14 protein-coding genes are annotated in these 24,894 nt (G+C 50.7%); 9 read left to right on the top strand and 5 right to left on the bottom strand.

Annotated features, from left to right (window positions below):
• Positions 1-3 precede the first annotated feature (3 nt).
• The 3 genes from HGH92_RS27460 to HGH92_RS27450 form a co-directional block, all read right to left on the bottom strand.
• A complete protein-coding gene (locus tag HGH92_RS27460) occupies positions 4-3,201 on the bottom strand; it encodes a SusC/RagA family TonB-linked outer membrane protein (RefSeq protein WP_247655056.1) in 3,198 nt (1,065 codons plus the stop codon).
• Between the two features lie 295 nt (positions 3,202-3,496).
• Entirely contained in the window at positions 3,497-4,051 is a 555-nt protein-coding gene (locus tag HGH92_RS27455) for an RNA polymerase sigma-70 factor (protein WP_168874014.1), read from the bottom strand.
• Between the two features lie 159 nt (positions 4,052-4,210).
• Positions 4,211-6,139, bottom strand: a complete 1,929-nt coding sequence (locus HGH92_RS27450) for a glycoside hydrolase family 97 protein (RefSeq protein WP_168874013.1) — start codon at positions 6,137-6,139, stop codon at positions 4,211-4,213.
• A 243-nt stretch (positions 6,140-6,382) separates the two neighbouring features.
• On the opposite strand from HGH92_RS27450, the gene HGH92_RS27445 reads away from it, so the two are divergent.
• The 6 genes from HGH92_RS27445 (at position 6,383) to HGH92_RS27420 (ending at position 19,568) form a co-directional block, all read left to right on the top strand.
• A complete protein-coding gene (locus tag HGH92_RS27445; protein ID WP_168874012.1) occupies positions 6,383-6,937 on the top strand; it encodes a sigma-70 family RNA polymerase sigma factor in 555 nt (184 codons plus the stop codon).
• 68 nt (positions 6,938-7,005) lie between these two features.
• Complete coding sequence (locus HGH92_RS27440; RefSeq protein ID WP_168874011.1) at positions 7,006-8,055, top strand: FecR family protein; 1,050 nt, start codon at positions 7,006-7,008, stop codon at positions 8,053-8,055.
• 84 nt (positions 8,056-8,139) lie between these two features.
• The gene (locus HGH92_RS27435; RefSeq protein WP_168874010.1) at positions 8,140-11,298 is read left to right on the top strand and encodes a SusC/RagA family TonB-linked outer membrane protein; all 3,159 of its coding nucleotides are present in this window, start codon (positions 8,140-8,142) and stop codon (positions 11,296-11,298) included.
• Positions 11,299-11,315: 17 nt separating this feature from the next.
• Positions 11,316-12,917 (top strand): RagB/SusD family nutrient uptake outer membrane protein, encoded by a 1,602-nt coding sequence (locus HGH92_RS27430; protein ID WP_168874009.1) that lies wholly within the window; start codon positions 11,316-11,318, stop codon positions 12,915-12,917.
• Complete coding sequence (locus HGH92_RS27425) at positions 12,904-14,115, top strand: sialidase family protein (RefSeq protein WP_211092756.1); 1,212 nt, start codon at positions 12,904-12,906, stop codon at positions 14,113-14,115. Before HGH92_RS27430 ends, HGH92_RS27425 begins: the two co-directional genes overlap by 14 nt.
• Positions 14,116-14,117: 2 nt before the next feature.
• Positions 14,118-19,568, top strand: coding sequence for an Ig-like domain-containing protein (locus tag HGH92_RS27420; protein ID WP_168874008.1), 5,451 nt, complete (start codon positions 14,118-14,120; stop codon positions 19,566-19,568).
• 77 nt (positions 19,569-19,645) lie between these two features.
• Here the strand turns inward: HGH92_RS27420 and HGH92_RS27415 are convergent, their stop codons facing one another.
• Entirely contained in the window at positions 19,646-20,104 is a 459-nt protein-coding gene (locus HGH92_RS27415; RefSeq protein WP_168874007.1) for a hypothetical protein, read from the bottom strand.
• Positions 20,105-20,254: 150 nt separating this feature from the next.
• On the opposite strand from HGH92_RS27415, the gene HGH92_RS27410 reads away from it, so the two are divergent.
• From HGH92_RS27410 to HGH92_RS27400, 3 genes are all read left to right on the top strand, one after another.
• Positions 20,255-21,175, top strand: a complete 921-nt coding sequence (locus HGH92_RS27410) for an NAD-dependent epimerase/dehydratase family protein (protein ID WP_168874006.1) — start codon at positions 20,255-20,257, stop codon at positions 21,173-21,175.
• A 142-nt stretch (positions 21,176-21,317) separates the two neighbouring features.
• Positions 21,318-22,184: a creatininase family protein gene (locus HGH92_RS27405; RefSeq protein ID WP_168874005.1), complete on the top strand. Its 867-nt coding sequence runs from the start codon at positions 21,318-21,320 to the stop codon at positions 22,182-22,184.
• Between the two features lie 162 nt (positions 22,185-22,346).
• A complete protein-coding gene (locus tag HGH92_RS27400; RefSeq protein ID WP_247655055.1) occupies positions 22,347-24,317 on the top strand; it encodes a serine hydrolase in 1,971 nt (656 codons plus the stop codon).
• Between the two features lie 61 nt (positions 24,318-24,378).
• On the opposite strand, the gene HGH92_RS27395 is transcribed toward HGH92_RS27400, so the two are convergent.
• Positions 24,379-24,777 (bottom strand): NUDIX hydrolase, encoded by a 399-nt coding sequence (locus tag HGH92_RS27395; protein WP_168874003.1) that lies wholly within the window; start codon positions 24,775-24,777, stop codon positions 24,379-24,381.
• Positions 24,778-24,894 lie beyond the last annotated feature (117 nt).

Genomic DNA, 24,894 nt, shown 5'->3' with positions numbered 1-24,894 from the left:
GTTTTATAGTGAGAGATTAAAACCAAAAAGATAAAGCTTCTGCTGTGGGTAAATCAGCCCGTTGGAGCTGGCCACCTCGGGGTCTATCTGATAGGCGCTGAGATTGTCTATCGAAAAAAGATTAGACGCAGAGGCATATACGCGCAGTTTTGAAATACGGGTGCGCTTCAACAGCTTTTGCGGGAAGCTGTACCCCAGTTCCAGTGTTTTCAGCCGCAGGTACCGTACGTTCGTGACCCAGAAATCGTTGCGCCGCGCATTATTGTTACCGCCTTTACGGGTTGCGGGGAACTTGCCGGGAATCCACTCACTGAAAGGATTGTACGGGTCTGCCCGGTGCCAGCGGTCGCTCAGCATATAGGCGGGAGAGTTACCATTGTTCTGGAAAGGATAACGCAGCTCCCAATCGCGAAAATAGGACTGCATGCCTGCTCCTGCAAAATCAAACGCCAGGTTAAAACCTTTCCATTGCAGATTGCCATTGATGCCGTAGGTAAAATACGGGAGTGCGCCCTCCGCATAGCCGATTGGCCTTTCATCCAAATAGTTGATGATACCGTCGCCGTTCACGTCTTTGTAAATGAAGTCACCGGGCAGCTGTGTCCTGTTGCCTTGTTCATCGTTATTCACCTTGTAATTGTCGATTTCCTGCTGTGACTGGAACCGGCCGATCACTTCGTATCCCCAGTTGATATTGCCCCAGCGGTTTTCGTAGGAGTTGCGGTATTCATCCCAGGAACTGCCAAAACGCGGTTTGTAGCTGCTGATGTCCCTGCGGCGGGCGATGGTGCCGTTGATGCCGATGGAATAATTAAAATCGCCCGCTTTGTCCTGGTAGGTGATCATTCCGTCCATACCGCGGGTGGCGTCTTTATTGAGATTTTCCAGGGGCAGCCCGTACCCTACTTCATTAGGCAGCAGCACATCGTACCGGGCGGCAGGCAGACCGGTGCGCAGCCGCTCAAACACATCGAACTGACCGGTGATCCTGCCCCGCAGCAGTGTAACGTCAATGCCTATATTTTTGGAATGGTTCACCACCCATGACAGGTTAGTGATGGGCAGGCCGCGCGGACGGATACCGTTGACATAACTACCGTTGAACACTGCGCTACCCTGGTTGAAGTTATATCCGCTCAGGTAGGTGAACATGGTAGGTGGCGTGCCCAGTCCCAGTTCGCTGCCCGTTTGCCCGTAGGAGGCCCTTATCTTGAGGTCTGTCACCACAGAATTCAGTCTGCTGTTCTGGAAGAAAGGTTCCTGGGAAATACGCCATCCCAGGGACACGCCGGGAAAAAATCCCCATCGTTTGTCCGGTGCATAGAGGAAAGAGCCATCATAGCGGCCCAGCATCTCCAGAAGGTATTTCTGTTTGTAGTTGTAGTTGATACGGCCTACATAACCGGCACGCGCCTCCGTAGCCCATGAATCGTCGAGATAGTCCAGGTTGGCCAGCTGCATGACCGGAATATAATCATTCGGCGGAACGGTATGCAGGGCGAGGTAATCGTTCTCCATGTCCGAACGTTCATAGGCTGCCACGGCGGAAACAGCATGCGCACCCAGCTGCTTGTTGTAGCTCAGCTGTAATTGTGCAAAGCGGGATACGATATTCCGCTTGTGCTTTTCGCGCCAGGGATTCTGGTTGCCGCCGGTAATACGATAACTGTCGGTGGCAGGGTCATATGTATAGGAATTGTACGTGTATTCGAAGCCATCAAAGTCTTCATTGGTAAAATTGTAGGAATACAGGCCTTTGAGCACCATGCCCCATTTGAAAGTATACTGCGCATTGACATTCACATTCACCGCGCGGAACAGCTCATCGATGTAGCCGGTTATATTGTCTTTGTATGTGGCCGGATTGATATTGACGCTATGGCCGGTATTGATGTAGTTGGGATTGTCGTTGGCATAGAGCGGTTCTGTGGGCCACATACTGGAAATACTCAGCAGCGGGTTGAAATAATCATCCAGTCCGGGTACGCCGACGTTATGTCTTTTTTCAATGCGGGCGCTGATTTCCGTGCCTACTTCCAGCCCTTTGGCCACGCTGCCGTTGAGATTGGCCTGGAGATTGGTGCGTTGGAAGTTAAAGTCTTTGATGATGGCGTCCTGTCGCATGTGGCTCAGTGACAGGTAGTAGTTGGAACGTTGCGACCCTCCGGAAGCGTTCATGCTCATATAATACTGTGGCACGTTAGGCCGTGTCACGGATTTAAAGTGATCATAACTTTTATATCCTTTTTCGGTACCGGCCTCCCATTTGGCCAGTTGTTCCGGCGTATAGATCAATGCTATGTCTGAAGGCGCGGCATTGCCGGCATTCTGGGCGGCTTCGAGCTGTCCCCGCACATACTGCCCAGCATTGGCCGGACGCGGATAACGTGTAAAATTCTGCAGCCCGTAATAACTGGAGAAATTGATGGACGTTTGTTCCCGCCGTTTGCCCTTTTTTGTGGTCACGAGCACTACGCCATTGGATGCACGTAAACCATATATAGAGGCAGATGCGTCTTTCAGCACGGTGATGCTCTCAATATCTTCTATGGTGAGGTTGTTAAAGAGGTTCTGCCCGGAGATGCCTGTGTTAAAGCCGAAGGCAGTGCTGCCGTTGTTGGTGCTGTAAGGCACGCCGTCTATCACATACAGCGGATCACCGAGGTTCCTGATCTGCAGCGAGGTACCATTGCCCGGCCTGGAATCAGTAGCGCGGAAAGTAACACCCGCCACTTTGCCTACCAGCGCGCTGGTAGCGGCTACTGCCGGCGTTCTCACCAGGTCAACGGAATTGATGCTGCTGGTAGCGCCGGTAACCGTGGCTTTCTTTTGCGACGTATAGCCTACCACGATCACATCGTTGAGCGTGGAAAACTCATCGGGCAATACCAGGTTTATTGCCGAGCCTTCGGCCGGCACCGGTCTTTCCTGTGGCTTGAAGCCGATGGAGGAAAAAATGAGAACATTGCCTGCGGCGGCAGAGAGGCTGTAACGGCCGTTGGCATCGGTGTGAGTGGAGGCTGTGCCGTCTTTCACACGTACGGTCACGCCGGCCAGCGGCTCACCTTTTTCACTGCGGACAGTGCCTGTAATAGTTTTCGTGGATGCCGGCTGCTGTCCAAAGCCCAGACCAGGCAGGAAAAACAGGGCGCAGGATATCATCACCAGCCACAAAAGGGCAGGCGGAATTTTTTTCATCATGGAATTTGAATTTTGAATAGGTCAATAGTTCATATCAGTCTGGTTGACAATTAATGGCATAACTACATGGCTCTCTGACGGGACAGAGATGATGCCCATTGATTTTTTTCATACACGTGGTTGCTTTGATTATCGATTTTTCAGTTCATATTCTGTGGAATCAGTCATCACAGTATAGCCTTCGTGGAACAGGCTACTTTATCAGTTTTGGCTTTGATCGCTACGGCACATTAATGAAGTGTTCAAAAACAGGGCGTGGTAGTAGAAGCAATAAAAAAAATCCGGTACCGTGTATTTATGCGTTCAGCTTCAGGTGTAGATATTTCAGTGCGTTGTTTATTTGCTTCTTTACCGTTTTATCGGAGATATTTAATTTGTGGCTTATTTCCCGGTGGGACAGTTCTTCTTTCCTGCTGAGAATAAATACCTGCCGCATTTTCAGGGGGAGCTTGTCTACTTCGCGGTTCAGTATTCTCGATAGTTCGTCAGCAGCCAGCTGCTGCTCAAACAGGTCGTCTTCTTCCCCGAAGAGCAGGCGCCAGGAGGCCCTGAAATGATGCTTCCTTGCTTCGTTACGCATATACCTGAAACCGCCATACCGTACGCAGGAAAAAAGATAGGTGTACAGGGATTCAATATGATGCAGGTCGCTGCGGCGTTTCCACAGGGAAACAAATACCTCCTGGAGGATATCTTCTGCCTCTGCGGTGTCTTTAATGACCTTCACCAGATAGCCGTAGAGCCGTTCCCGGTACCTTGCATAAATCACATTAAATGCCTCGCTGTTATTTTCTCTCAGTAAACTTAACAGCATACCATCTGCAAATTGTTGAAGATGCACATCACTCATATATGGGGAATTAGTATCAACGTGAAACCCGTCACCAGCCCGGTCCAGGCGTGACTTATAACAAACTGCATAGGCCAGATTGCAAACCTATATTAATAATTGTCTAATATACAAATAAAAATAACTGACACACTTCTCTGAGATACTATTGTTGTGATATTATTCCAGTATCATTAAAAATCCGCCGGAGGGCTTCATTTCAACCGTCTGACCGGACGTTGCATTTGTTATATTAAAAGAAAACGCATCGTTTCCCTCTGTGATGAGCTGCCCTTTCGTTTTACCGAAAGCCGCAAGGTCCACCTGGACCTGTTGCGGGCCCGATTGTGCATTGATACCGGCGACATACCATTTTGAACCTGCTCTTCTGGCCAGTACCACGTATTTTCCGGGATAGCCCGCCAGGAATTTCACATCGTCCCAGGCGGAGGGCAGTTCACGCAGCACCGTTTTTACCTGTGGGTCTACTTTTGCCATTCCTTCCGGGGATTCAGCATAGTGTTGTATCCCGGAGAGGAACAGCACTGACAGTGCCAGTTGAAACGCGTTGCTGGTTTTCCGTTGCGTATAGGACTGTACTTTATATAAGTTCATCGGAGTGTAGTCCATTGGATCAAATGCATTCCTGGTAAAAGGCAGCATGGTACAGATTTCCGCTTCCCTGTCGGCGTCGCCCTGGCCAAAGGTCACGTTTTCGAAACCTCTCACCGCCTCTGCCGTCACCAGATGGGGATAGGTGCGTGCCCATCCTCTCGGCAGCGTGGCGCCGTGAAAATTCACCATCAGCCCGTTGGCAGCCGCGTCTTTCAGGATATCGATGTAGTATTGAATGACGGACTGGCCGTCGCCGGCAAAGAAATCTATTTTCACGCCTTTGATGCCCATTTTACTGATCCGCGCAAACTCTTTCATGCGGCCTTCATGTGTGAGCAACAGGTTTTTAGGCGTATATTTTACCGTGTTCCAGTCGCCCGCAGAATTGTACCACAGCAACAGGGACACGTTTTTTTTCTTCGCATAGTCTGCCAGCTGCTGCATCCGTTCGTAGCCGATTTTACGGTCCCAGTCAACATCAATCAGGCAATACTGCCAATGCATGTCCGCAGCAAAATCGATGTACCGCAGCTGTTCTTCATAGGTAATAAAATCGTCTTTGGAGTTGATCCAGCTCCAGGAAGCCTTTCCTGGTTTAACAAACGATGTGTTTTGTATAACAGCGGGCCTGGCCACGTCAGTGCCTGCGGTAGAGGTAATGATCGTTTCCAGCGACCCGATGGTGATGACCCTCCATGGTGATGCAAATGGCAAGGTCGCCTGCGGCAGATAACCTTTGCCGGTGATGACCTCCTTCGGATCGGGGAACCCAACCGTAAAGGTGCCGGGCGTACCGGAAGACAACAACCGGGTAGCGCAGTAGTTGCCGTCCATTGCGGCTTCTGTCAACAGTACCCAACTGTCTTTTACTTTAAACAATGCCGGGTATACCCAGCCGGTTTTATTCGCTTCCACATTTTCTACGGGAACGGCTGTACGATAATGTTCCTCATAGGCCGGGTTTACGCTTTCCCAGCCAGACCTGGCCACCTGCATGGGCTGCAGCCAGGTAGTAGTGCCTGCGGGGAAATTAAAGGCGGTATTTTCTTTCAGTACCTGTTTCATTCCGGCGGACTTGCCTGTCAGCAAATACTTAAACGCCACAGCATCATTGGACACCTGAAATACGATGTCTATCCCGGCTTTCTTCGCATTCACATAATGCAGCACCCGCTGGTTTGCCTGGTAGCTGACCGCAGATTTTTTATAATAGATCATCCGGTAGTTGTCATTCACCTGACGGTTGTCGGAGGCGGCTACAAAGCGGAGCTGATGCGACATATCAGCATCTGCCAGTTCCATTCCCAGCATGGAAGAATCTATCACTATTGTTTCATGATGCTTCACCTGGTAACGGATTTCCCCTTCCCTCCCGCTCCATACAGCTACCTGTATGTGGTGATCAGGACTAAAGATCAGGACTTCCTTTGACTGCGCCCGTGCGTGCGTTAGCGATAAGAATAAGATGGCCAGGATGATGTTTGCGCTTTTCATAACTATAAATATATAAGCCGTTTTTGAAACGGTCCGAAACGTGGTGTTCTCAAAAATAATAAATAAATGTCATTTTGACTATTATAATTTTTTTTCAGAAGGCATAACAAAAAATCCGGAAGCCGTACCTCCGGATTTTTTTCGGGACCAAAAACCTTCCCGTTTTCCGTTGTGGAACTGCTGACCGCCCGCTAGGAATTTCCACATTTATTTATTTAAATTGCTGTGATAAATGACCGCGTTTTGAATATTATAGCTGCTTTGAAACAAGGTAACCTTTTGGCTTTTAACGAAGTCTATTATTCCTGGCACAAAAGGGTATATTATTTTATTCTCCAGAAAACCAAGTCATCCTTCATTGCAGAAGAGGTGACGCAGCTTACATTCATCAAATGCTGGAACTACCGGGAAAGCCTTGCTGACGATCTGCAGATAGAGTCGCAGCTGTTCCGCATTGCCCGTACCACGCTGATCGACTTCCTCCGGAAGGAAACTGTTTACCAGGAAAAGGTGGTCCACGTTATAGACAGGTACACCCTGCCGGTAGATGACCTTTGGGGCAAGCTGGCGGAAAAGGAACTACAGGCAAAGCTGGCCAACATATTAAAGGAAATGCCTCCCATGCGGCGTAAAGTATTCGAAATGAGCCGCTTTAATGGTATGAACTACCAGCAGATCGCACACAAACTTTCCTTGTCGCCCCGAACAGTGGAAACACATATTTTCCAGGCCATCAAACAGATAAAACACGCCCTTGGGGTGCTCATCTCCCTCCTGGCATGGCTTAGCCGGTTTTAATTTTTTTTTGACGGGACTACGTAGTTAGCCTGTCACAAACGTATTACTTACTATCAGCCAAATATCATATGATCAATGATGAATTACTGATACGGTTTTTCAGCAATCAATGCACACCGGAAGAAGCCCGCAGGGTAGCCAATTACCTGCAGGAGCATCCTGATATGCTGGAGAAATACCTGCCGGAAGAGGAATTCCTGCAACTGCAGGAAGGCAGCCACTTTCCGGAAGCCGTTTCCCGGCAGTGGCTGAAGAATATTCATCAGCAAACGGTGCCAGGCAATAATCGCAGGAAATGGGCTGCACGACTGGCCATCGCGGCAGTAACGGCCGGCGTGCTGGCCGGCGGAACATTGCTTCTCTTCCGCCAGGACCGCCCCAAAATAACGGCCATTAATCCAGGCATAACGGCAACGGTACCGCCTGAACGACAACAACAGACTATCAACACGGGCCATAAAACCATGGCCATTACATTGCCGGACGGCTCGGTCGTACAGTTGCTTCCGGCAGCTTCCATCGTGTACGACAAACAATTCACAGACAACAGGAACATCTACCTGACCGGAGAAGCCGGGTTCACGGTGGCTGCCGATAAAATACACCCCTTCGTCGTGTATAGCGGTGAACTATATACGACCGCACTGGGCACCTTTTTTCATGTAAAAGCCATCCCCGGGGAAGACATCATCAGCATCAGGCTCAACAGCGGGAAAGTAATGGTGCAGGGGGCCGTCAACAACAAAAAAATCATCAGCGACGTAGTACTGACTCCTGGCAAAGCGCTTAACTACTACCGTAAAACAGGCAAAGCGCTGGTGACAGACTTCAACACCAGGAGCGCAGACCTGCCGGTAAAAGCCGGCAACAACGGCGCCGGATACACGAAACCGGACTGGTATAAATTTAATAATCAACCAATGTCGCAGGTATTGGACCAGCTGAGTAATTATTATGGCGTAGCTATCTACTATTATCCTTCAGACGTGATATCGATTTATTTCGATGGTAAATTTGAAAAAACAGATTCCCTGGAGAAAATACTGACTGATTTAACGCTGCCCAATAACCTGACGCTGATCCGGAATGATAGCGGATTTATAATCAAGAGGAAATAATTCACCCATATAGTTCTGTCCACAAGCGGGCGCCTTTAGCGCTCCGGGCCTGCTATGCCCTGTATTTAAAAACACGTTCCAGTTATGAAGATGTTCTATCAACCAAAATGGTTTCTGTTTCTGCTGCCAGTCATGCTGATATCAGGCCTTTCAATGACCACCCGGGCCCAGGGCCGCATGCAGTTGACCGGCACCGTGCGCACCGACCTGGGTGATCTTCTTCCCAATGCCTCGGTGGTAGCGCTCAATGAAAAAACAAAGTATACCGCCGGTGTCATGACGGACAGCAACGGCGTGTTCCGTTTCTCCGGACTGCCTCCCGAAGGAAAATATTCCTTCAGCATTTCCTACATGGGCTTTGAAACGCAGCGACTCGACAACATATCCCTGAAACCGGGCGCCACGCTCACTTTGTCGGTACGCCTCGTCAAAACAGTAGCGGCCCTGAGCGACATTGTGGTGATCGGCTACGGCACCGCCAAAAAGAAGAACGTAGTAGGCGCGTTCAACGTGGTAACGGTGAAAGAAGCCGGCGCTGTCAACGCCACCAACCCTTCACAGTTGCTCATCGGTAAAGCTGCCGGCGTACAGGTGTTGCAAAGCAGCGGCAGCGCCGGCGCAGATGCCCAGATCATCATCAGAGGCACCGGCAGCTTCACCGACATCAATCCGCTGTATGTAGTGGACGGCATCCAGGGCACCAAAAACCTTTTTAACACGCTCAATCCGCAAGACATAGAAAGCATCACCGTCCTCAAAGATGCGGCTTCTACCGCCATCTACGGCTCTGCGGCTGCCAACGGCGTGGTGATCATCACCACCAAAAAAGGGAAGACCGGTCCGCCCCGCGTCAGTTTCACTTCCCAATGGGGCACAGCCAAAGCCTGGAAACAACTTCACCTGCTCAATGCGGCACAATATGTGGACGCGCTGAAAGACCTCGCTGCGACCAAAAACACCGTGCTACCGGCCAAATTCGGCACCGCGGCCGTATTGCAGGACAGCACCAACTGGCAGGACGCTGTTTTCTGCAACGCCCTGGTATCCGAAAATGATCTCAATATCAGCGGTGGCGGTGAAAAGGTAAACTATAGCGTATCTGCCTCCTATATAGATCAACAGGCGATCCTGACCGACGCCACCAACAAAAGGTTCCAGGCACGCGTAGGCCTGGAGGAAACACTGGGCCGCTTCCGGTTCACACAAAATATCATCGTCCGGCAGTATGTCAGCAAAGGCAACTATGCCAATATCATCAACGCCATACAATATGCTCCCTATAAGCCCATTCTGGACCCATCCATCCAGGGCGGATATTCTATCCTCTCCAACATCGATGATTTCAGCAATGCCGTTAACCCCCTGCAGGAGATAGCCATGAAAAGCCAAACGACTAAATCCATGGCTTTCTTCCCGCAGCTGTCAGGTGAGGTAAGGCTCCTTGACGGATTAAAACTCCGCTCACAGTTCGCGGCAGAAGTCAACTCCAGCCGCAGCAACAGTTATCAGCAACAGTACCAGTCGTCCAACTTCCTGAACCAGGCGCGCCAATCCATGCTGACTTTTACGGAGAACTCCTACTACATGCTGGAAAACTATCTCTCGTACGACAAGCTGCTGGGCAAACACCAGTTTTCCGCAATTGCCGGACAGAGCTATATAGACCCGGGCATCACCAACGGTTCATCTGTCAGGGGTACCGGGCAACCTAACGACAATATCCCCAATGTAGGCGTAGCCTCTTTCCAGTCTGTCACCAACAGTTATTCCAACTATGCGCGCCCTTCCGTGATCTCCTACTATGGCCGGTTGAACTATACCTATGACGATAAATACATACTGACTTCCAGCTACCGCCGGGATGGCGCATCCAACTTCGGCCCCAACAACCGTTACGGTAATTTCTTCGGCGGCGGCGTGTCATGGCGCTTTTCGGAAGAAACATTTATTAAAAATTCCATCCCGGTGCTGTCGGACGGCAAGCTGAGTGTCAACTGGGGACAGACCGGCAACAACAATATTCCCAACTTCCTCAATACCGCCAAAACCTACCAGGGCACGCCTGGTGGCGCGTTGGTATATTCCCTGGGCAGTACGGAAACATTTGTGTCCGGCACCACGCTCACCACGCTCAGCAACCCGGACTTAAAATGGGAGCAAACCAACCAGATCGACATAGGCATGGCACTGGCATTCTTCAATAACCGCCTCACCATTGAAGCCGACTGGTACGACCGCAAAAGCAGCGGCCTGCTGGTCACCACCCTGCTGCCTGCCAGTATTGGTGTGAGCCCAACGGGCACGCAGCCACGAAAAACAGTAAACGCAGCGGACGCACGTAACAGCGGGTTTGAGTTAACGATCGGTTACAGGGAAAAGATCAACAAAAACCTAAGCTTCAATATAAGCGTCAATGGTTCTCTTAACCACAACGAAGTATTGTCATTAGGCGATCAGTTTTCCGCACCTATCCAGGCCGGTGCCTTCACGCCCGTACCTGCCACTACCTATACCGCCGCCGGCAGCGCCATTGGCGCCTTCTACGGCTACCGGCTGGACCATGTGGCCAGGGATGCTGAGGAAATAAATGCGCTCAATCTTGAAGCAGCCAAAAGAACAGGCAAACCGGACGCAAAGTACCAGGACGGTCTGCTGCCCGGTGATTTTATTTACAAAGACATCGACGGCGATGGCGTAGTCACCGCCAAAGACCAGGAGATATTGGGCAGCGCCATCCCCAAATATATCTACGGTATCAATGCAGGCGTCACCTATAAAAACTTCGACCTGAACCTGGTATTATCAGGTGTCAGCGGATCAAAACTCCTGAACGGCTTAAAACTATACACCAGCTTCATGTCTACCGGGCATAACGCCGGCACCGACATCCTCGACAGGTGGCGGAAGCCCGGCGATGTGGCTGCGCTGCCCAGGATAGGCCAGAACGTGACCGGCAACGGCAACCTGCGCCCGTCCGACTGGTGGCTGGAAGACGGCAGCTACCTTCGTTTAAGGAACATCACTGTTGGATATAACGTTCCCGCATCAACGTTAACCAGCACCACCAAAGGCTCACTTAAATCACTGCGCGTTTACATCGCAGCCCAGAACCTGATCACCATCACCAGGTATTCCGGTTATGATCCGGAGGTGGCGGGGGATTATCTATTTGCACGCGGTATAGACCAGGGCCAGGTACCGCAGCCAAGAACCTTCCTCGCAGGCGTTCAATTAGGGTTTTAATTTTTAAATGTGATTTTATGAAGAAGTATATATACCAATTACTGCTGATAACCGGGCTGACGATGGTTTCCTCCGGATGTAAAAAGTCGCGCCTCGACCTGGTAGACCAGAGCGCCTACGCTTACGATACCTATTTCACCAACATCGGCGCGATGAACCAGGCCACCATCGCCAGTTACGCCACGTTATTACACCCGGGACTATGGGCCAGGGAGTATTATTACATCTTTGACCTGATGGGCAATGAAGCCAAACGCGCCAGCTTTCTGCTGGGCGCTGAACAGGAACTGGGCGATTACAGCTTCGGCACCAATAACGCCGACCAGAGCGCTTTATGGAGCTCTCTCTACCGGATGATCTTCCGCACCAACCTGGTGCTGGACAGGGCCGCCGCCTGGAACCCCACCGCCACCGCAGACCGCGCCAAACTGAATCAATACCTCGCGGAAGTTAAATTCCTGCGGGCCTACGCCTATTTTCATTTAGTGACCTTATGGGGTGATGTACCTCTCTACACCGACTATCAAACCACACTGCACAATAACTATTTATCCCGAAGCCCTGCCGCCGAAGTGTGGAAGCAGGTAGAAAAAGATCTGACAGAAGCTGAGGCCACCGCAGAACTGCCCACCGTATATCCCGCCGCAGAATTAGGAAGGGTGACCAAAGGCGCCGTGATAGCCCTTCTTGGGAAAGTGTACCTGTACCAGAAAAAATGGGCGCAGGCGCAAACATCTTTCGAAAAACTGATGGGCGCACCATATACCTACAAACTCGATCCTTCGTTCGATAATGTTTTCAGCACCACCAACCAGAACACGCCGGAAAACATCTTTCAAATCATGGACCAGCAGTGGACCGACTGGGGCGTTGGTTCCCCTTACTATATGTTTGGCAACGGCGCCGAGCAGGTAGGTAAACAAACACATACCGGCCGCGCCATGGAATACGGCTGGAACGACTGGAAAAACGTGTACATCAGTAATGCCGCCGTGAAAGCGTTCACGTATCCTCATCCCACCACCGGTGACCCGTATACCGATCCCCGCGCCAAATCCACCTTCTATGGCACCGCCGCTTCAGGCGGAGAAACCATGTATTGCCAGCAATGTGCCACCGGCGCAAAACCATTCCCTTTTGACGCCACCGATCCGCAGGGCGACTATCGCTGGAAAAAATATGAGTATTACAACCTCGTGGAAAAGTACGGTGACCCGAAAAGTCCTATCAACGGGCAGGTGATCCGCCTGGCAGATGTAATGCTGATGCTGGCGGAAGCGTATATCCAGCAAGGCAATACCGGCAACGCGCCGCTGGCACTGATAGACAGCGTTCGTTCCCGTTCTCAGGCCGTACTGTACACCACGCTGGGCGACAGGGACAACGCCATGAAAATACTGATGCGCGAACGTCAGCTGGAATTATGCGGAGAGCAGTGCCGGTATTTCGATCTGCTGAGATGGGGCACTATCAAACAAACGATCAACGCGGAAAAAGCCGCAGAGCCGGGAAGCGGCATGCAGCCTTTCCAGGACAAACACCTGCTGTTCCCTATTCCGGACGTGGAGAAAAACTATAATGCCAATGTGGCCAAAGACATTCGCAATGGCTGGAATTAATGCCCTCCTTCATATAAAGCGGATAGGCTTCATCGCTTTATTGCCACTGGCCGTTTCCTCTTCCGCACAGGATTACCCTTCTGCTAAAGTACCGGGAGTGGTCATCCAGCACATTTCTGCAAGGGAGAAACTATACATAGGTTCTCCCAGCATCTGCATACTGCCCGATGGACATTACCTCGCCAGTCATGAATATTTTGGTCCGGGCCGCACAGGCAAGAGCAGGGCACAGATATTCAGTTCCGCGGACAAAGGAAAAACCTGGCAAAAAATAGCAGAGATAGACGGACAGGAATGGTCGCAGTTATTTGTCTATAACGGGGAAGCCTATATTATAGGGCCTGAAACTGCCGGTGGTGACGTCGTTATACGGAAATCATCCGATGGTGGTCATACCTGGACACAGCCGGACACCAGGCAACATGGAAGGCTGCTGGAAGGAAAATTCCATGCCGCTGCAACGCCGGTGCTTATCTACAAAAAACGTATCTGGAAAGCGCTGGAAGATCTTAACGGCCCCGGTGGCCAGTGGGGCCGCGGCTTTCGCTCCTTTATCATCTCCGCGCCGGCAGGCGCGGACCTCCTCGATGCCGGCAACTGGACCGTCTCCAACGCGCTCGGGTACGACTCCACTTATCTCGGCGGCCACTTCGGCGGATGGCTGGAAGGCAATGCCGTAGCGGCGCCGGACGGGCACGTGGTAACAATGTTACGGACCGACTATCGTGTGAACGGCGATGAGAAAGCAGCCATCATCGACGTGGACAGCACCGGCAAACAGATATCATTCACACCAGCCACCGGGTTCATTGACTTCCCTGGTGGCTGCAAAAAATTTACCGTCAGGTATGATCCGGTAAGCAGGCAGTACTGGACCATCAGCAATTATGTGCCTACCGCCTTCAAAGGCGGAAACCCTGAAAGAACAAGGAACACCGCCGCCCTGATGTCGTCGCCCGACCTGAAAAACTGGCGGGTACGCGGTATTGTGCTGTATCATCCGGATGTGGCCAAACACGGGTTTCAATACCTCGATTTTCAGTTCGACGACAAAGACATTATTGCGGTATCAAGAACAGCTTTTGACGACGCCGACGGCGGAGCGGACAACCAGCATAACGCCAACTACCTTACGTTCCACCGTATCAGGAACTTCAGACATTATAAGACACCCGGACCCTTAAAAATTCCACTATGAACATGAAAAAGATTTACTACCTCCTATTGTTAACGATGGTCTGTCTGACCGCACCGCGGCACACACAGGCACAAACGTACATCTGGAACCCCGTGCGGATAGGCGGTTCCGGCGCCCTTCCTAACTTTGTGCCGCATCCTAAAGTCCCGGACCTTTATTTCATCACCACTGATGTGGGCACTCCTTACCGGTGGAATAAAGACCTGCAAAAATGGGAATATTTAATGCTGTTCAAAAAGATGCCTGTCGAATACTGGAGCTGGGAATTCAGTCAACGTTGCGGCAGTATCGGCGTGGATCCGAACGATGCCACCGGCAACATTCTGTATGCCACTGTAGAACACGTGGCCGGCCCCTCGCCCGGCAGAGGGACCAGCGCAGGCACCGTAATGAAGAGTACTGACCGGGGCGATACCTGGACCGATTTACATGTGCCCATCCTGGTAGATCCCAACGGCTCACAGACTTACGGGGACCGTATACAGGTAGACCCTTCCAACAGCAACCGGGTATGGGTGATAACAGATAAGACCGGCGCCTGGAAATCAGAAGATGCCGGCGCCAGCTGGTCGCAGGTAAGCGCCATCCCTACCGCAGGCACCTCTTCTTTCCTGCTTTTCGACAAAAGCGCCGGCACTATCAACATCAACGGCGTCAATGTCACTAAGCGGATTTATATCGGCCGCTCCCCCGGCGTATACGTATCTGAAGACGGCGGCGGTTCGTTCACCCTGATGCCCAACAGCCCCGTGTATGCCACACGTGCCACACTTCATGCAGACGGAACGCTGTATGTTTCTGCCGGCAGGTTCAACGGTATTAAAAAAGGCGTATTCAAATATAAAGGCGGCGGATGGCAGGACATCTCCCCCATTTATTTAGATCCTGATTCCACGAAAGAGAAAAGATCTTTTGCCAAAGTAGCGGTCAACCCCGCCAATTCAGAAGACATCATTGTAAGCACCCGCGGCAGCTGGCAAAAAGATCCCTATTTTATTTCCCATAAAGGCGGTGCCCCGGGCTACTATACACAGGGAAAAATCAACACCCGTGATAATTCAGAAGCCCCGCATTCCGCCAATGACGGTTTATCGTACAATGCGCCCGGCCATAACCCGTATACCTTCACCTGGGACCCTTTTCATCCCGACAGAGTATGGATCAATGACCTGTTGGACATACTGTCGACTGATAACATTTCCGCTTCCGCCAATGACTGGAAGATCCGTGTGGTCGGACTGGAAGAGATCATGGTAACAGGCCCTATGGTGGCGCCTCCCAGCGGCAAGAGCGTACTGCTCACCGCCACCGCGGACGTGGGCGGCGGCCATCACCGTTCCCTGTCGGAGCCTTTATTCGAGGGTGCGGTGTCCAATACCGCGCTGCATAACAACGTCTTCAGCGCTTTCAATATGAATGGGGTGGCCTTCCAGTACACCGATCCTAATTTCATTGTGCGCGTAGGTTCCGACGGCGCCGGCACTTCCAACATCAGCGACTCGCGCTCAGGTTATTCCACCGATGGCGGCGATACCTATACGCTCTTCCCTAAATCACCGGGCTTACGTGGACGCATATCCGTATCTGCCAACCGCAGAAACATCGTCTGGCTCACGCAAATGGACGGCAACAACCTGGGCAACGTTTACTGGTCGTCCGACCTGGGCAGCAGCTGGACAAAATCCACCGGCCTTTCAGCAGGAATATTACCTGCAGGCGGACAGTGGATGGTATACCCGGGGGAAAACCACCTGGCGTCGGATAAAGTAAACGGCGACTATTTCTACATATGGGACCGCGGTTCGTTTTTCGTTAGCTCCGATGGTGGGAAGTCGTTCGTGAAAACAGCCGCCGCCGGCCTTACCGCCAATGGCGGCAACAACTCCAATGGTTCCGCTTATGCCACCACCTCCAATGTGGAAACAACGCCCGGCAAAACAGGCGACGTATGGATCGCCTACCACAACGAGGCTTATCCGCAAAACAGCGGTCTTTATCACACTACAGATACCGGCAAAACATTCGTGAAGGTAGGCGGAGACACCTTTAAGCCTAAATGGGTGGCCGTGGCCCTGTCTGACACGACACCCAATGCGCACCTGGCGCTGTATGTTACCAGCCAGGCCATTCCCATTAACGGCATTGCCTACGGCGCCTTCCGTTCAGATGACACCGGCCGCACCTGGTCCACCATCCTGGACCGCCTGCCGGGTGTAGCTCCCAGTATTACTGCCGATAACAGGGGCCGGATGGTCGTTTCCGTGCACGGAAATGGCATGTACTTCGGTACGCCGGTAGCAGGACCGGTGCAGGCCGTGGAAATTATCAATGCCGCCTCAGACACGGTTGTAAAAGGATATTCCATTAAACTGACAGCGAAGCTGACACCCGCCTATCCTACCAATCCGGCCGTCACCTGGCGTTCTTCCGACACCAGCATAGCCAAAGTGGACGCCTTCGGCAACCTCAGTGCCATCAATACAGGCGTCGTCACCATTACGCTGACATCGGTCGATGGCGGGAAAACCAACAGCCGGCAGATCACCGTCATTCCGCCCGTGATATCCACAGGCGTTACCATCGATAGCATTGTTTACGGCACCATGAATACGCCGCGGCAGATAGCCGTTGCCGTTATACCGGCCAACACTACCAATAAAATGCTGAACTGGTCGGTGGCAGACAGCACCGTTGCCAGTGTGGATGCCAACGGCACCCTGACAGGCCTGAAACAAGGCAGTACCACCCTCACTATTTCAGCCTCAGACGGAGGTTTCACCAAAACCGTACAGCTGGTCGTTAACACCACGGTGATAGCCATTAATGCAGGCAGTACCGGCAACCCCGCCACACCCTATCAGACTACGGCAATCGGCCAGTATGTGCCCGAAGGCCCGGCCGGCACAGACAAACTATGGCATGCAGGTTATACCGGAAACGTCAAAATCACGGCCACCGTGGACCTCAGCCAGGTAACATCGCCGGCGCCACGCCAGGTATATGAGTACATGCGCATCTCCAGGTACAACCAAACACCGATGCGTTATTATTTCCGTAACCTGATCGCCAACGCCAACTACTCACTGCGCCTGCATTTCGTTGAGCCTGTCGATGCCGACAAAGCCAACCGGACATTCAGCGTAAAGACCAGCGGCGACAGCCTCATCAACTTCAACGTATACCAGGCCGCCGGCAATAAGCTGAACACGGTGATCACGCGCACCCTGGAAGCAAAATCCGACAATGATGGCACCATCGTCGTATACTTCTTTCCCAATGGCACCCTTAACGGCCCTTATACTGCGTCTATAGCGGCCCTCGAGGCGCGTATCATCCTGCTTCAGGGAATCAGTATCACTTCAGACAGCAGCAACCTCTATGTGAACTATAAAGACACGCTGAAGCTGACCACCACCCCGGCCAACGCCACCAACCGGAACGTAGTGTACAAATCGTCCAACGACGCCATAGCCACCGTAGACATGAACGGCATCGTTACCGGAAAAGCTGCCGGCACCGTGACTATCACCGCTAAATCCGTGGAAAGCGGTTTCACCGCCAGCAAAACCTATACAGTCATCTATATTCCCGTAGCGGCGTTAACGTTAGACACCACCGCCGCCACCGTATCTGTAGGCGCCACCTTGCAGCTGAACGCGACTATCAGTCCGTCCAAAGCCAGCAACAAAGGCGTGACCTGGAGCACGTCCGACAGCACCATTGCTACTGTCAGCAACAACGGGACCATCACCGGCATCAAACAGGGTGATGTCGTCATCAGGGCCATAGCGGCAGACAACGCCGCCATAGTGGCGCAAGCCAATGTCCACATTGCGAATGTGCTGGCCACCGGCTTAACATTCCAGCCGTCGCCGATCACCATCGGAGAAAAAGACACTATCCGGGTAAATATTACCTATATACCCGCCAACACTTCCATAAAAAAAGTAACCTGGAGCGGCTCCAATCCCGCATTGGCCACCATCGACAGCACCGGCCTGATCACCGCCGTCAAACAGGGTACGCTGACCATTACCGCCAATACCCACGATGGCTCAGGCGTTTCCGCGACACTGCCGGTAACGGTAGTACCGTTTGATTCCTGCGGCGGAATACCCAACTACGGCTTTGAGAGCGGCATGGTGAACTGGCTGTCCTATAAAGATACCGCGCTTACCCCGGGCGCTGTATATGCCGTCAGCGGCAAGGGCCATTCCGGCGACAAAGCCGCCACACTGGGATATGGTCCAGTAAAGACCGCGTTGAACATGCAAAATACCATCCCCGTAAGAGGCGGCAGTATCATCGTATTCACCAAATGGATCAAGGTAGAAAAAGACGCCAATGGTTATCCGTGGTGGGCAGGATATGGCGTTGGTTTCATAGACAGTACAGGCGCCGCCACCGGCAACGCCTCTTATGCAAAAGACGTGTACAATGTGCCCGCTTACCTCGACAACTGGGCGCAGATAAGAGATACCGTCAATGTGCCTGACAGCGCAACAGGACTGACGTACTGGATCGCTAAAACGGGCCCCGGCACCGTATGGGTGGACGATTATTGCATAGAAGTTTTAAAGACAAATAAATCGGCCGTACTGGGCATCAACGCAGGCACCACCAACACGCCTGCCGGGCCATATGCCAATACCACCTTCGCGCAATATGTTCCGGAAGGCCCTACGGGCACGGATAAACTGTGGCATGCCGGTTATACCTGGGTGCAAAAAGTGGACGGCCCTGTGGACGTATCGAAGGTGACCGATCCCGCTCCGCCACAGGTCTACGAGTATATCCGCATATTCAAAGACAATGTCACCCAGATGCGGTATTACCTGCGCAACCTCGCGCCCAACAACGTATACGCCGTCCGTATGCACTTTGTGGAACCACAGGACGCACAAAAAAACAACCGCGTGTTCAGCGTCAAAGCCACCAATGGACTGGACAGTCTCACCGACTTCAATGTATACCAGGCCGCAGGCAACAAACTGAACACCGCCATTACCAGGACCATCCGCGCAAAAGCAGATGCCAGCGGTTTGATCATGGTTTTCTTCTACCCCAAAAAAGGCTTGTATGATCCTTATAGCGGCGCCATTGCGGCCATTGAAGTACGGACCACCTCACCCGGGGACACCCTGCAAAGCCTGACCGCCAATACCACCATGGTGGCGCCTGGCGGCGGAAAGTTAAATCCACACAGTGAGCCGGACTTCACAACCGAAGTATATCCCAATCCTTCAAGCAGTGTGTTTAATGTAAGAATGACTTCTTCTGCGAAAACACCAGCACTGCTGACGATTGTCAATAATGCCGGCAACATCATCTATACCACGAGGATAAACACCGGTGAGTATTATCAGGTAGGTCAACAGCTCGACCCCGGGATTTATTACATCAATATCAGACAAGGCACCCAAACCAAAATGATGAAAGTGGTGAAACACTAGAAATCAAACTAACATAAAAAAGCTGTCTCATATTAAATGAGACAGCTTTTTTATCCAATATGTTTAATGTTTAATACCTATACCTCTTTCCTCTCAATCCCATCAAAGGGAACCCCGAACTGTTTTGCATAGACTTCCATTTGTTCCGGTATCAACTCGCTGTTCTCCAGCCAATCCAGTTGAATCTCCAGAGGTTCTCTGCCGTCAGTAAAAAATAATATCAGGTAGACGAACAAACTGCCTTCACCCACCTCTTTCCTGATGGCATAGCTGCGCAAGGAACGCCAGTCATATGTATGCTCTTTATACCAGATCCCTTCCTGGTTCAGTTCCAGCACCAGGGAATGTCGAATAGCCGTCCAGGTGCAGCCGACACAGGCGACGATGCCAATGATCAAAAACAGCCATCCGAAAAATGCAAGGGCGCTACCCGTCGCCAGCCAGTAATAGCCCTGCCATGCAGCCAAAAAGCCAATTATTGCTGACACCGAATAGCCGACGCGATGTCTTCTGTATTGTGCGGTGGGTATTTCCATGTGGTGCGCTTTCCATAAAATTACGCTATTTATGTAAACCTGTGGTGGCTGCTCTTCCGTAGACGCATGTCCGTATATCGCCATTAAACCAAATACCTTTGTGGCTGTTTATTGTATAACATCCTTCATCCACTGCTTTAAATTCATCATATGCAGACAATACTGGGGGCCAATGGACAAATTGGCGAAGAGCTGGCCAGGGAACTAAAAAGGAACTTCACTGCTGATATCAGGATCGTTAGCCGGCATGCAAAAAAAGTAAACGATACCGACAGCCTGTTTCCCGCCGACCTTTCCATCAAAGACAACGCCATCAGGGCCGTTGCCGGCAGTGAAATAGCTTACTTTACTTTAGGACTTCCGATGAGTTCTGATTTATGGGAAGAACAATTTCCCCGTATAACCGGCAACGTTATCGAAGCCTGCAAAATCAACAAGACCAGGCTGGTCTTCTTTGATAACACCTACATGTACCCGCAGGATGGAAGGCCCCTTACAGAACAAACCCCTTTCGAACCAGTAGGAAGGAAAGGCAGGGTACGGCAGGAAATGGCAAACATGCTGTTAAAAGAAATAAATGCCGGGACCATAGAAGCCGTGATCTGCCGTGCGCCGGAGTTTTACGGCCCAGGTAAAACTCAGAGCATCACCAATACCTTAATCTTTGACAATATTAAAAAGCACAAAAAACTGAAAGTACCCCTGCGCGATGATAAACTGAGAAGCCTGATCTGGACGCCGGATGCCAGCAGGGCCACAGCCTTGATTGGCAACACACCGGGAGCCTACCAGCAGACCTGGCACCTTCCGGTGGATAATAACAGGTTAACCTACCGACAATTCATTACCCTGGCTTCATCGGTTTATAATACCGAATTGAAATATTCCGTTATTCCCAAGATCCTCTTTAAAACAGGCGCTTTGTTCAACAGCCGCGTAAAAGAGCTACAGGAGCTACTTCCCAGGTATGAATACGATAATATATTCGATGATTCAAAATTCCGGAAACGTTTCCCTGACTTTCAGATAACAACCTACCGGGAGGGAGTTACACTGATCTCAAATGAATAGCAGTACTTTAAGTCAGTACGTCACTGTGTCAATACTATACATGAATTTATTTCATTAATAACTACATATTAATCTACTACCTTCATGTAAATCTTATGCGCATAAGATAACCATTCATCAACTGTCAACCACCTTAAATCACATGAAACGCTATTTCCTGACACTTGCCGCCTTACTCGCATTCAACTGCCTTTTTGCACAGGAGCTGCCTGCCCGCTGGGACGAACTTGTAGCCAGTGATTTCCCCGCAGCACTGCAAAAGTCTTCAAAGACCTGTATCCTCCCTATCGGCATACTCGAAAAACACGGTCTGCATTCACCGCTTGGCACCGACCTGATCCATGTGCGCGAATGGGCTGCCCGTGCCGTGAAATCAGAATACGCTGTTGTCTTCCCGGATTATTTTTATGGGCAGATCAACGAGGCCCGGCATCAGCCCGGCACCTTTTCGCTTCCCAACAAACTGATACTGGAACTACTGGAAGCCACCTGCGACGAGATAGCGCGGAACGGCTTCGATAAGATCATCATTTTGAACGGACATGGCGGCAACCCTGAATTCCTGGAATTCTTTATGCAGGGCTTGCTGAACAAGCGCCACAACTATGCTGTTTACCTGTACCGGCCGGAAAGCGACCCGGAATTCGTCAAAGCGTACCAAAAAAACCACGTCACCGATGTAACCGCCGATCTGCATGGAGGCGAAAGCGAAACATCTCTTTTGCTGCACTATCGCCCTGATTTAATGCGCATGTCCCGTGCCTCCGGTGAAAGCGGCATAAACCAGCAACGGTCACGATTACCGGGCCTATACACGCCTATCTGGTGGTATTCCTCCTACCCTAATCATTACGCCGGCGATGCTTCAAAATCCGGCGCTGAACTGGGAAAGCTCATCAGCGACCATGAAATAGCACAGTTCATTAAAGCACTAAAAGCTGTAAAGGCCGATACTAAAACCATCGAATTGCAAAATGAGTTTTTTGACAGGGTCGATCAATTGAAGTGACTTCCCGGTTTTCATAAGTTCATTTCGGGCCGGCAGTACACGGTTTATGCAACTTTTTCACGGCAGCGGTGTCTTTATCTATGAATTCACTTATACCCTGGCCCGAATCTATTACACATGTCACTATCATTGTTAAAACCAATTTGCATATTTGCCTTATGTATGCTTTTTTGTAAGTGCCTGTCCGCCCACAACGGGAGTGTTGCCTACGCGTATCCGCTTGGTAAGATCGTTGTGGACGGAGACCTGTCTGACTGGCCCAAAGATGCTGTCAAGTATAAGATCGCCATAAGCCCGTCGGACACCAGGCCCCGGGACGACTCCGATTTTTCCGGCTATTTCCAACTGGGCTACGACCTTGGCAATCAGTCACTGTATGTCGCTTTTACCATTACAGATGACGACTTCGTGGAAGACACCTCCAAAAATGTGCGGTGGAACAGCCAGGACGGGCTGGAGGTGAGCATTGATGCCCGTCATCTGCTTTCCGGCTCCGGAGTGGCGTCGTTTATGTACAGCAGAACGCTTCATACCATCAACAATGCCTTCTACGATCCTTTTGCCAGCAAAGCCGGCTGGGACATGATGGAGGTGGCGATGACCCGCAGGGGCAATACCCGTATCTATGAATGGCGTATGCACCTGGGAAATGAGCTGGCCGCAGGCAAATCTATAGGCTTCGATTTTCATGTGTACGACAAAGACAGCGATGGCAGTATCACCTGGTCTGCCTGGGGAAAGGGAAAATCCAAATACATGAACCCCAACAGTCTCGGTGACATTATTTTCCTGCCTGCCGGCAAAGAACTGTCCACTGTTTCCGGGCAACTCAGCTGGAGCCAACCACAAGCCGTAAAGCTACCGGACGTAATTCGGTTCATCTCCCTGGACAATCCCCCGTTTTGGACGACCGCCGCAGTAGACAGCCTTGGAAATTATACCATAGCGGTGCCACCCGGAAAATACCAGCTCGCGCTGCCTGACCCCTACTATAAGTCCAACGGCCAGGTGTACGCTACCGCGCAGAAAGTTCCCATTACTATTATTGCGCAGTCGGGAAGGAAAACTGTGGCACCTGCATTTCGTATATCATCTGCCCCGGTCCCTGACCTGATTCCCGACAAAGGTGTATTATTCAACTTCTCCGCGTCCAGTGCCAGCCAGATAGATCATTTTATCGAAACCTATCAGGCATATTATGGCATACCCGGCGTGTCGCTGGCTTTAATTAAAGACGGCCGGTTGATTTACCACAAAACCTATGGTGTCAGTAACACGATGACGGGAGAAAAAGTAAATGACAATACGCTGTTCGAGGCAGCCTCCATCACAAAGCCCGTATTTGCCTTTGCTGTTGAACGGCTGGCAGACCGTGGGGTGATAGATCTCGACAAACCTCTATATGAATACCTTCCTTACAAAGACATCGAATATGACGAGCGCTATAAGCTGATGACCGCCAGACACGTCCTGACACACCGGACGGGCTTTCCCAACTGGCGCTGGATGAATAATGACGGGAAACTGGACCTGAAATTTACTCCCGGAACAGCGTATAACTATTCAGGTGAGGGCTTCGAATACTTAAAGATGGTAGTGGAAAAAATTACCGGCAAGAAAGTGGAACAGGTACTGCACGAAGAAGTAATTGAACCAATAGGGCTCTACCATACCTTCTTTTCAAAAAATGATTCCTTACAGTGGATGGCCGCATATGGCCACTACGACAAGCTTCCAAATAAAAATGACCTGCCGGAAACCCCTGGCATGGCTTATTCCATGTATACAGAAGCAAAAGTATTCACGCGGTTCATGTTATATTTGCTGGAACGGCAAGGCCTTAAACCGGAAACATATGACGCCATCATGTCGAAACATTCAGATTATCCCCCGGAAGACAAGACCCACAATCCGAAGGATATTGCATACATGGGTATGAGCCTTCAGATCAGGGAAACTCCTTTTGGCAAGACATTCAGCCATGGCGGCAACAATGGCGATTTCACCTGCAGGTTTGAAGTGTACAAAGACCTCAAAATGGGATATGCTATTTTTACCAACTCCAATACTTCAGATGTTTTACTGGAAAACCTCCACAGGTTCCTGGTAGAAGGCAAAGATGTGAAGCCATAACATCATATAAATAACAAAGGCTTTAAAACAAGTAGTTTTGAAGCCTTTGTTATTTGTGTCATTAGTCGATCAAATGTTGATCTTTTAAAAAATCAAAAATCAATTTATCAACTTCTGAAATTTTATCTTTGTCAGCATACTTTAACCACCTGAGTTCTTCTATTTCTGCGGATTCTTTTAATGTTCCGGTATAATCTGCGGTGTAACAGGTCATCTTCACCAAAACACCGTCCGGATGGCTGTCTGCCTGCGCTTCAAACGTTCCGACGAATTTCAGTGTTTCAGTTTTAAGTTCCACTGTAAGTTCCTCCAACACCTCGCGGCACAACGCCTGCTCATCATTTTCCCCCTGTTCTCTTTTACCTCCGGGGATATAATACTTTTGTTTTCCGAAAGACTTTGTAGATAATATAGATTTATTTTTAATTTCTATCCAGGCCAGCTTGTCAATTATTTTCATATTCTTTTTGAGATGTAATGTTGCGTCAAATATAACGTGCTGCAAATTAAAGATTATTAATACATAGCAACCTATTTCATCCCGCTAAAAAAACAAGACCTGCGACTTGCGCAGGCC

This window comes from Chitinophaga varians, assembly GCF_012641275.1.
Lineage (GTDB): Bacteria > Bacteroidota > Bacteroidia > Chitinophagales > Chitinophagaceae > Chitinophaga > Chitinophaga varians_A.
This window is presented reverse-complemented; position numbering and strand designations above follow the sequence as displayed.

Coding starts and splice junctions, on each gene's coding strand:
- HGH92_RS27460 (WP_247655056.1), bottom strand. CDS start 3,201: ATGATGAAAAAAATTCCGCCTGCCCTTTTGTGGCTGGTGATGATATCC.
- HGH92_RS27455 (WP_168874014.1), bottom strand. CDS start 4,051: ATGAGTGATGTGCATCTTCAACAATTTGCAGATGGTATGCTGTTAAGT.
- HGH92_RS27450 (WP_168874013.1), bottom strand. CDS start 6,139: ATGAAAAGCGCAAACATCATCCTGGCCATCTTATTCTTATCGCTAACG.
- HGH92_RS27440 (WP_168874011.1), top strand. CDS start 7,006: ATGATCAATGATGAATTACTGATACGGTTTTTCAGCAATCAATGCACA.
- HGH92_RS27435 (WP_168874010.1), top strand. CDS start 8,140: ATGAAGATGTTCTATCAACCAAAATGGTTTCTGTTTCTGCTGCCAGTC.
- HGH92_RS27430 (WP_168874009.1), top strand. CDS start 11,316: ATGAAGAAGTATATATACCAATTACTGCTGATAACCGGGCTGACGATG.
- HGH92_RS27425 (WP_211092756.1), top strand. CDS start 12,904: ATGGCTGGAATTAATGCCCTCCTTCATATAAAGCGGATAGGCTTCATC.
- HGH92_RS27420 (WP_168874008.1), top strand. CDS start 14,118: ATGAAAAAGATTTACTACCTCCTATTGTTAACGATGGTCTGTCTGACC.
- HGH92_RS27415 (WP_168874007.1), bottom strand. CDS start 20,104: ATGGAAATACCCACCGCACAATACAGAAGACATCGCGTCGGCTATTCG.
- HGH92_RS27410 (WP_168874006.1), top strand. CDS start 20,255: ATGCAGACAATACTGGGGGCCAATGGACAAATTGGCGAAGAGCTGGCC.
- HGH92_RS27405 (WP_168874005.1), top strand. CDS start 21,318: ATGAAACGCTATTTCCTGACACTTGCCGCCTTACTCGCATTCAACTGC.
- HGH92_RS27400 (WP_247655055.1), top strand. CDS start 22,347: ATGCTTTTTTGTAAGTGCCTGTCCGCCCACAACGGGAGTGTTGCCTAC.
- HGH92_RS27395 (WP_168874003.1), bottom strand. CDS start 24,777: ATGAAAATAATTGACAAGCTGGCCTGGATAGAAATTAAAAATAAATCT.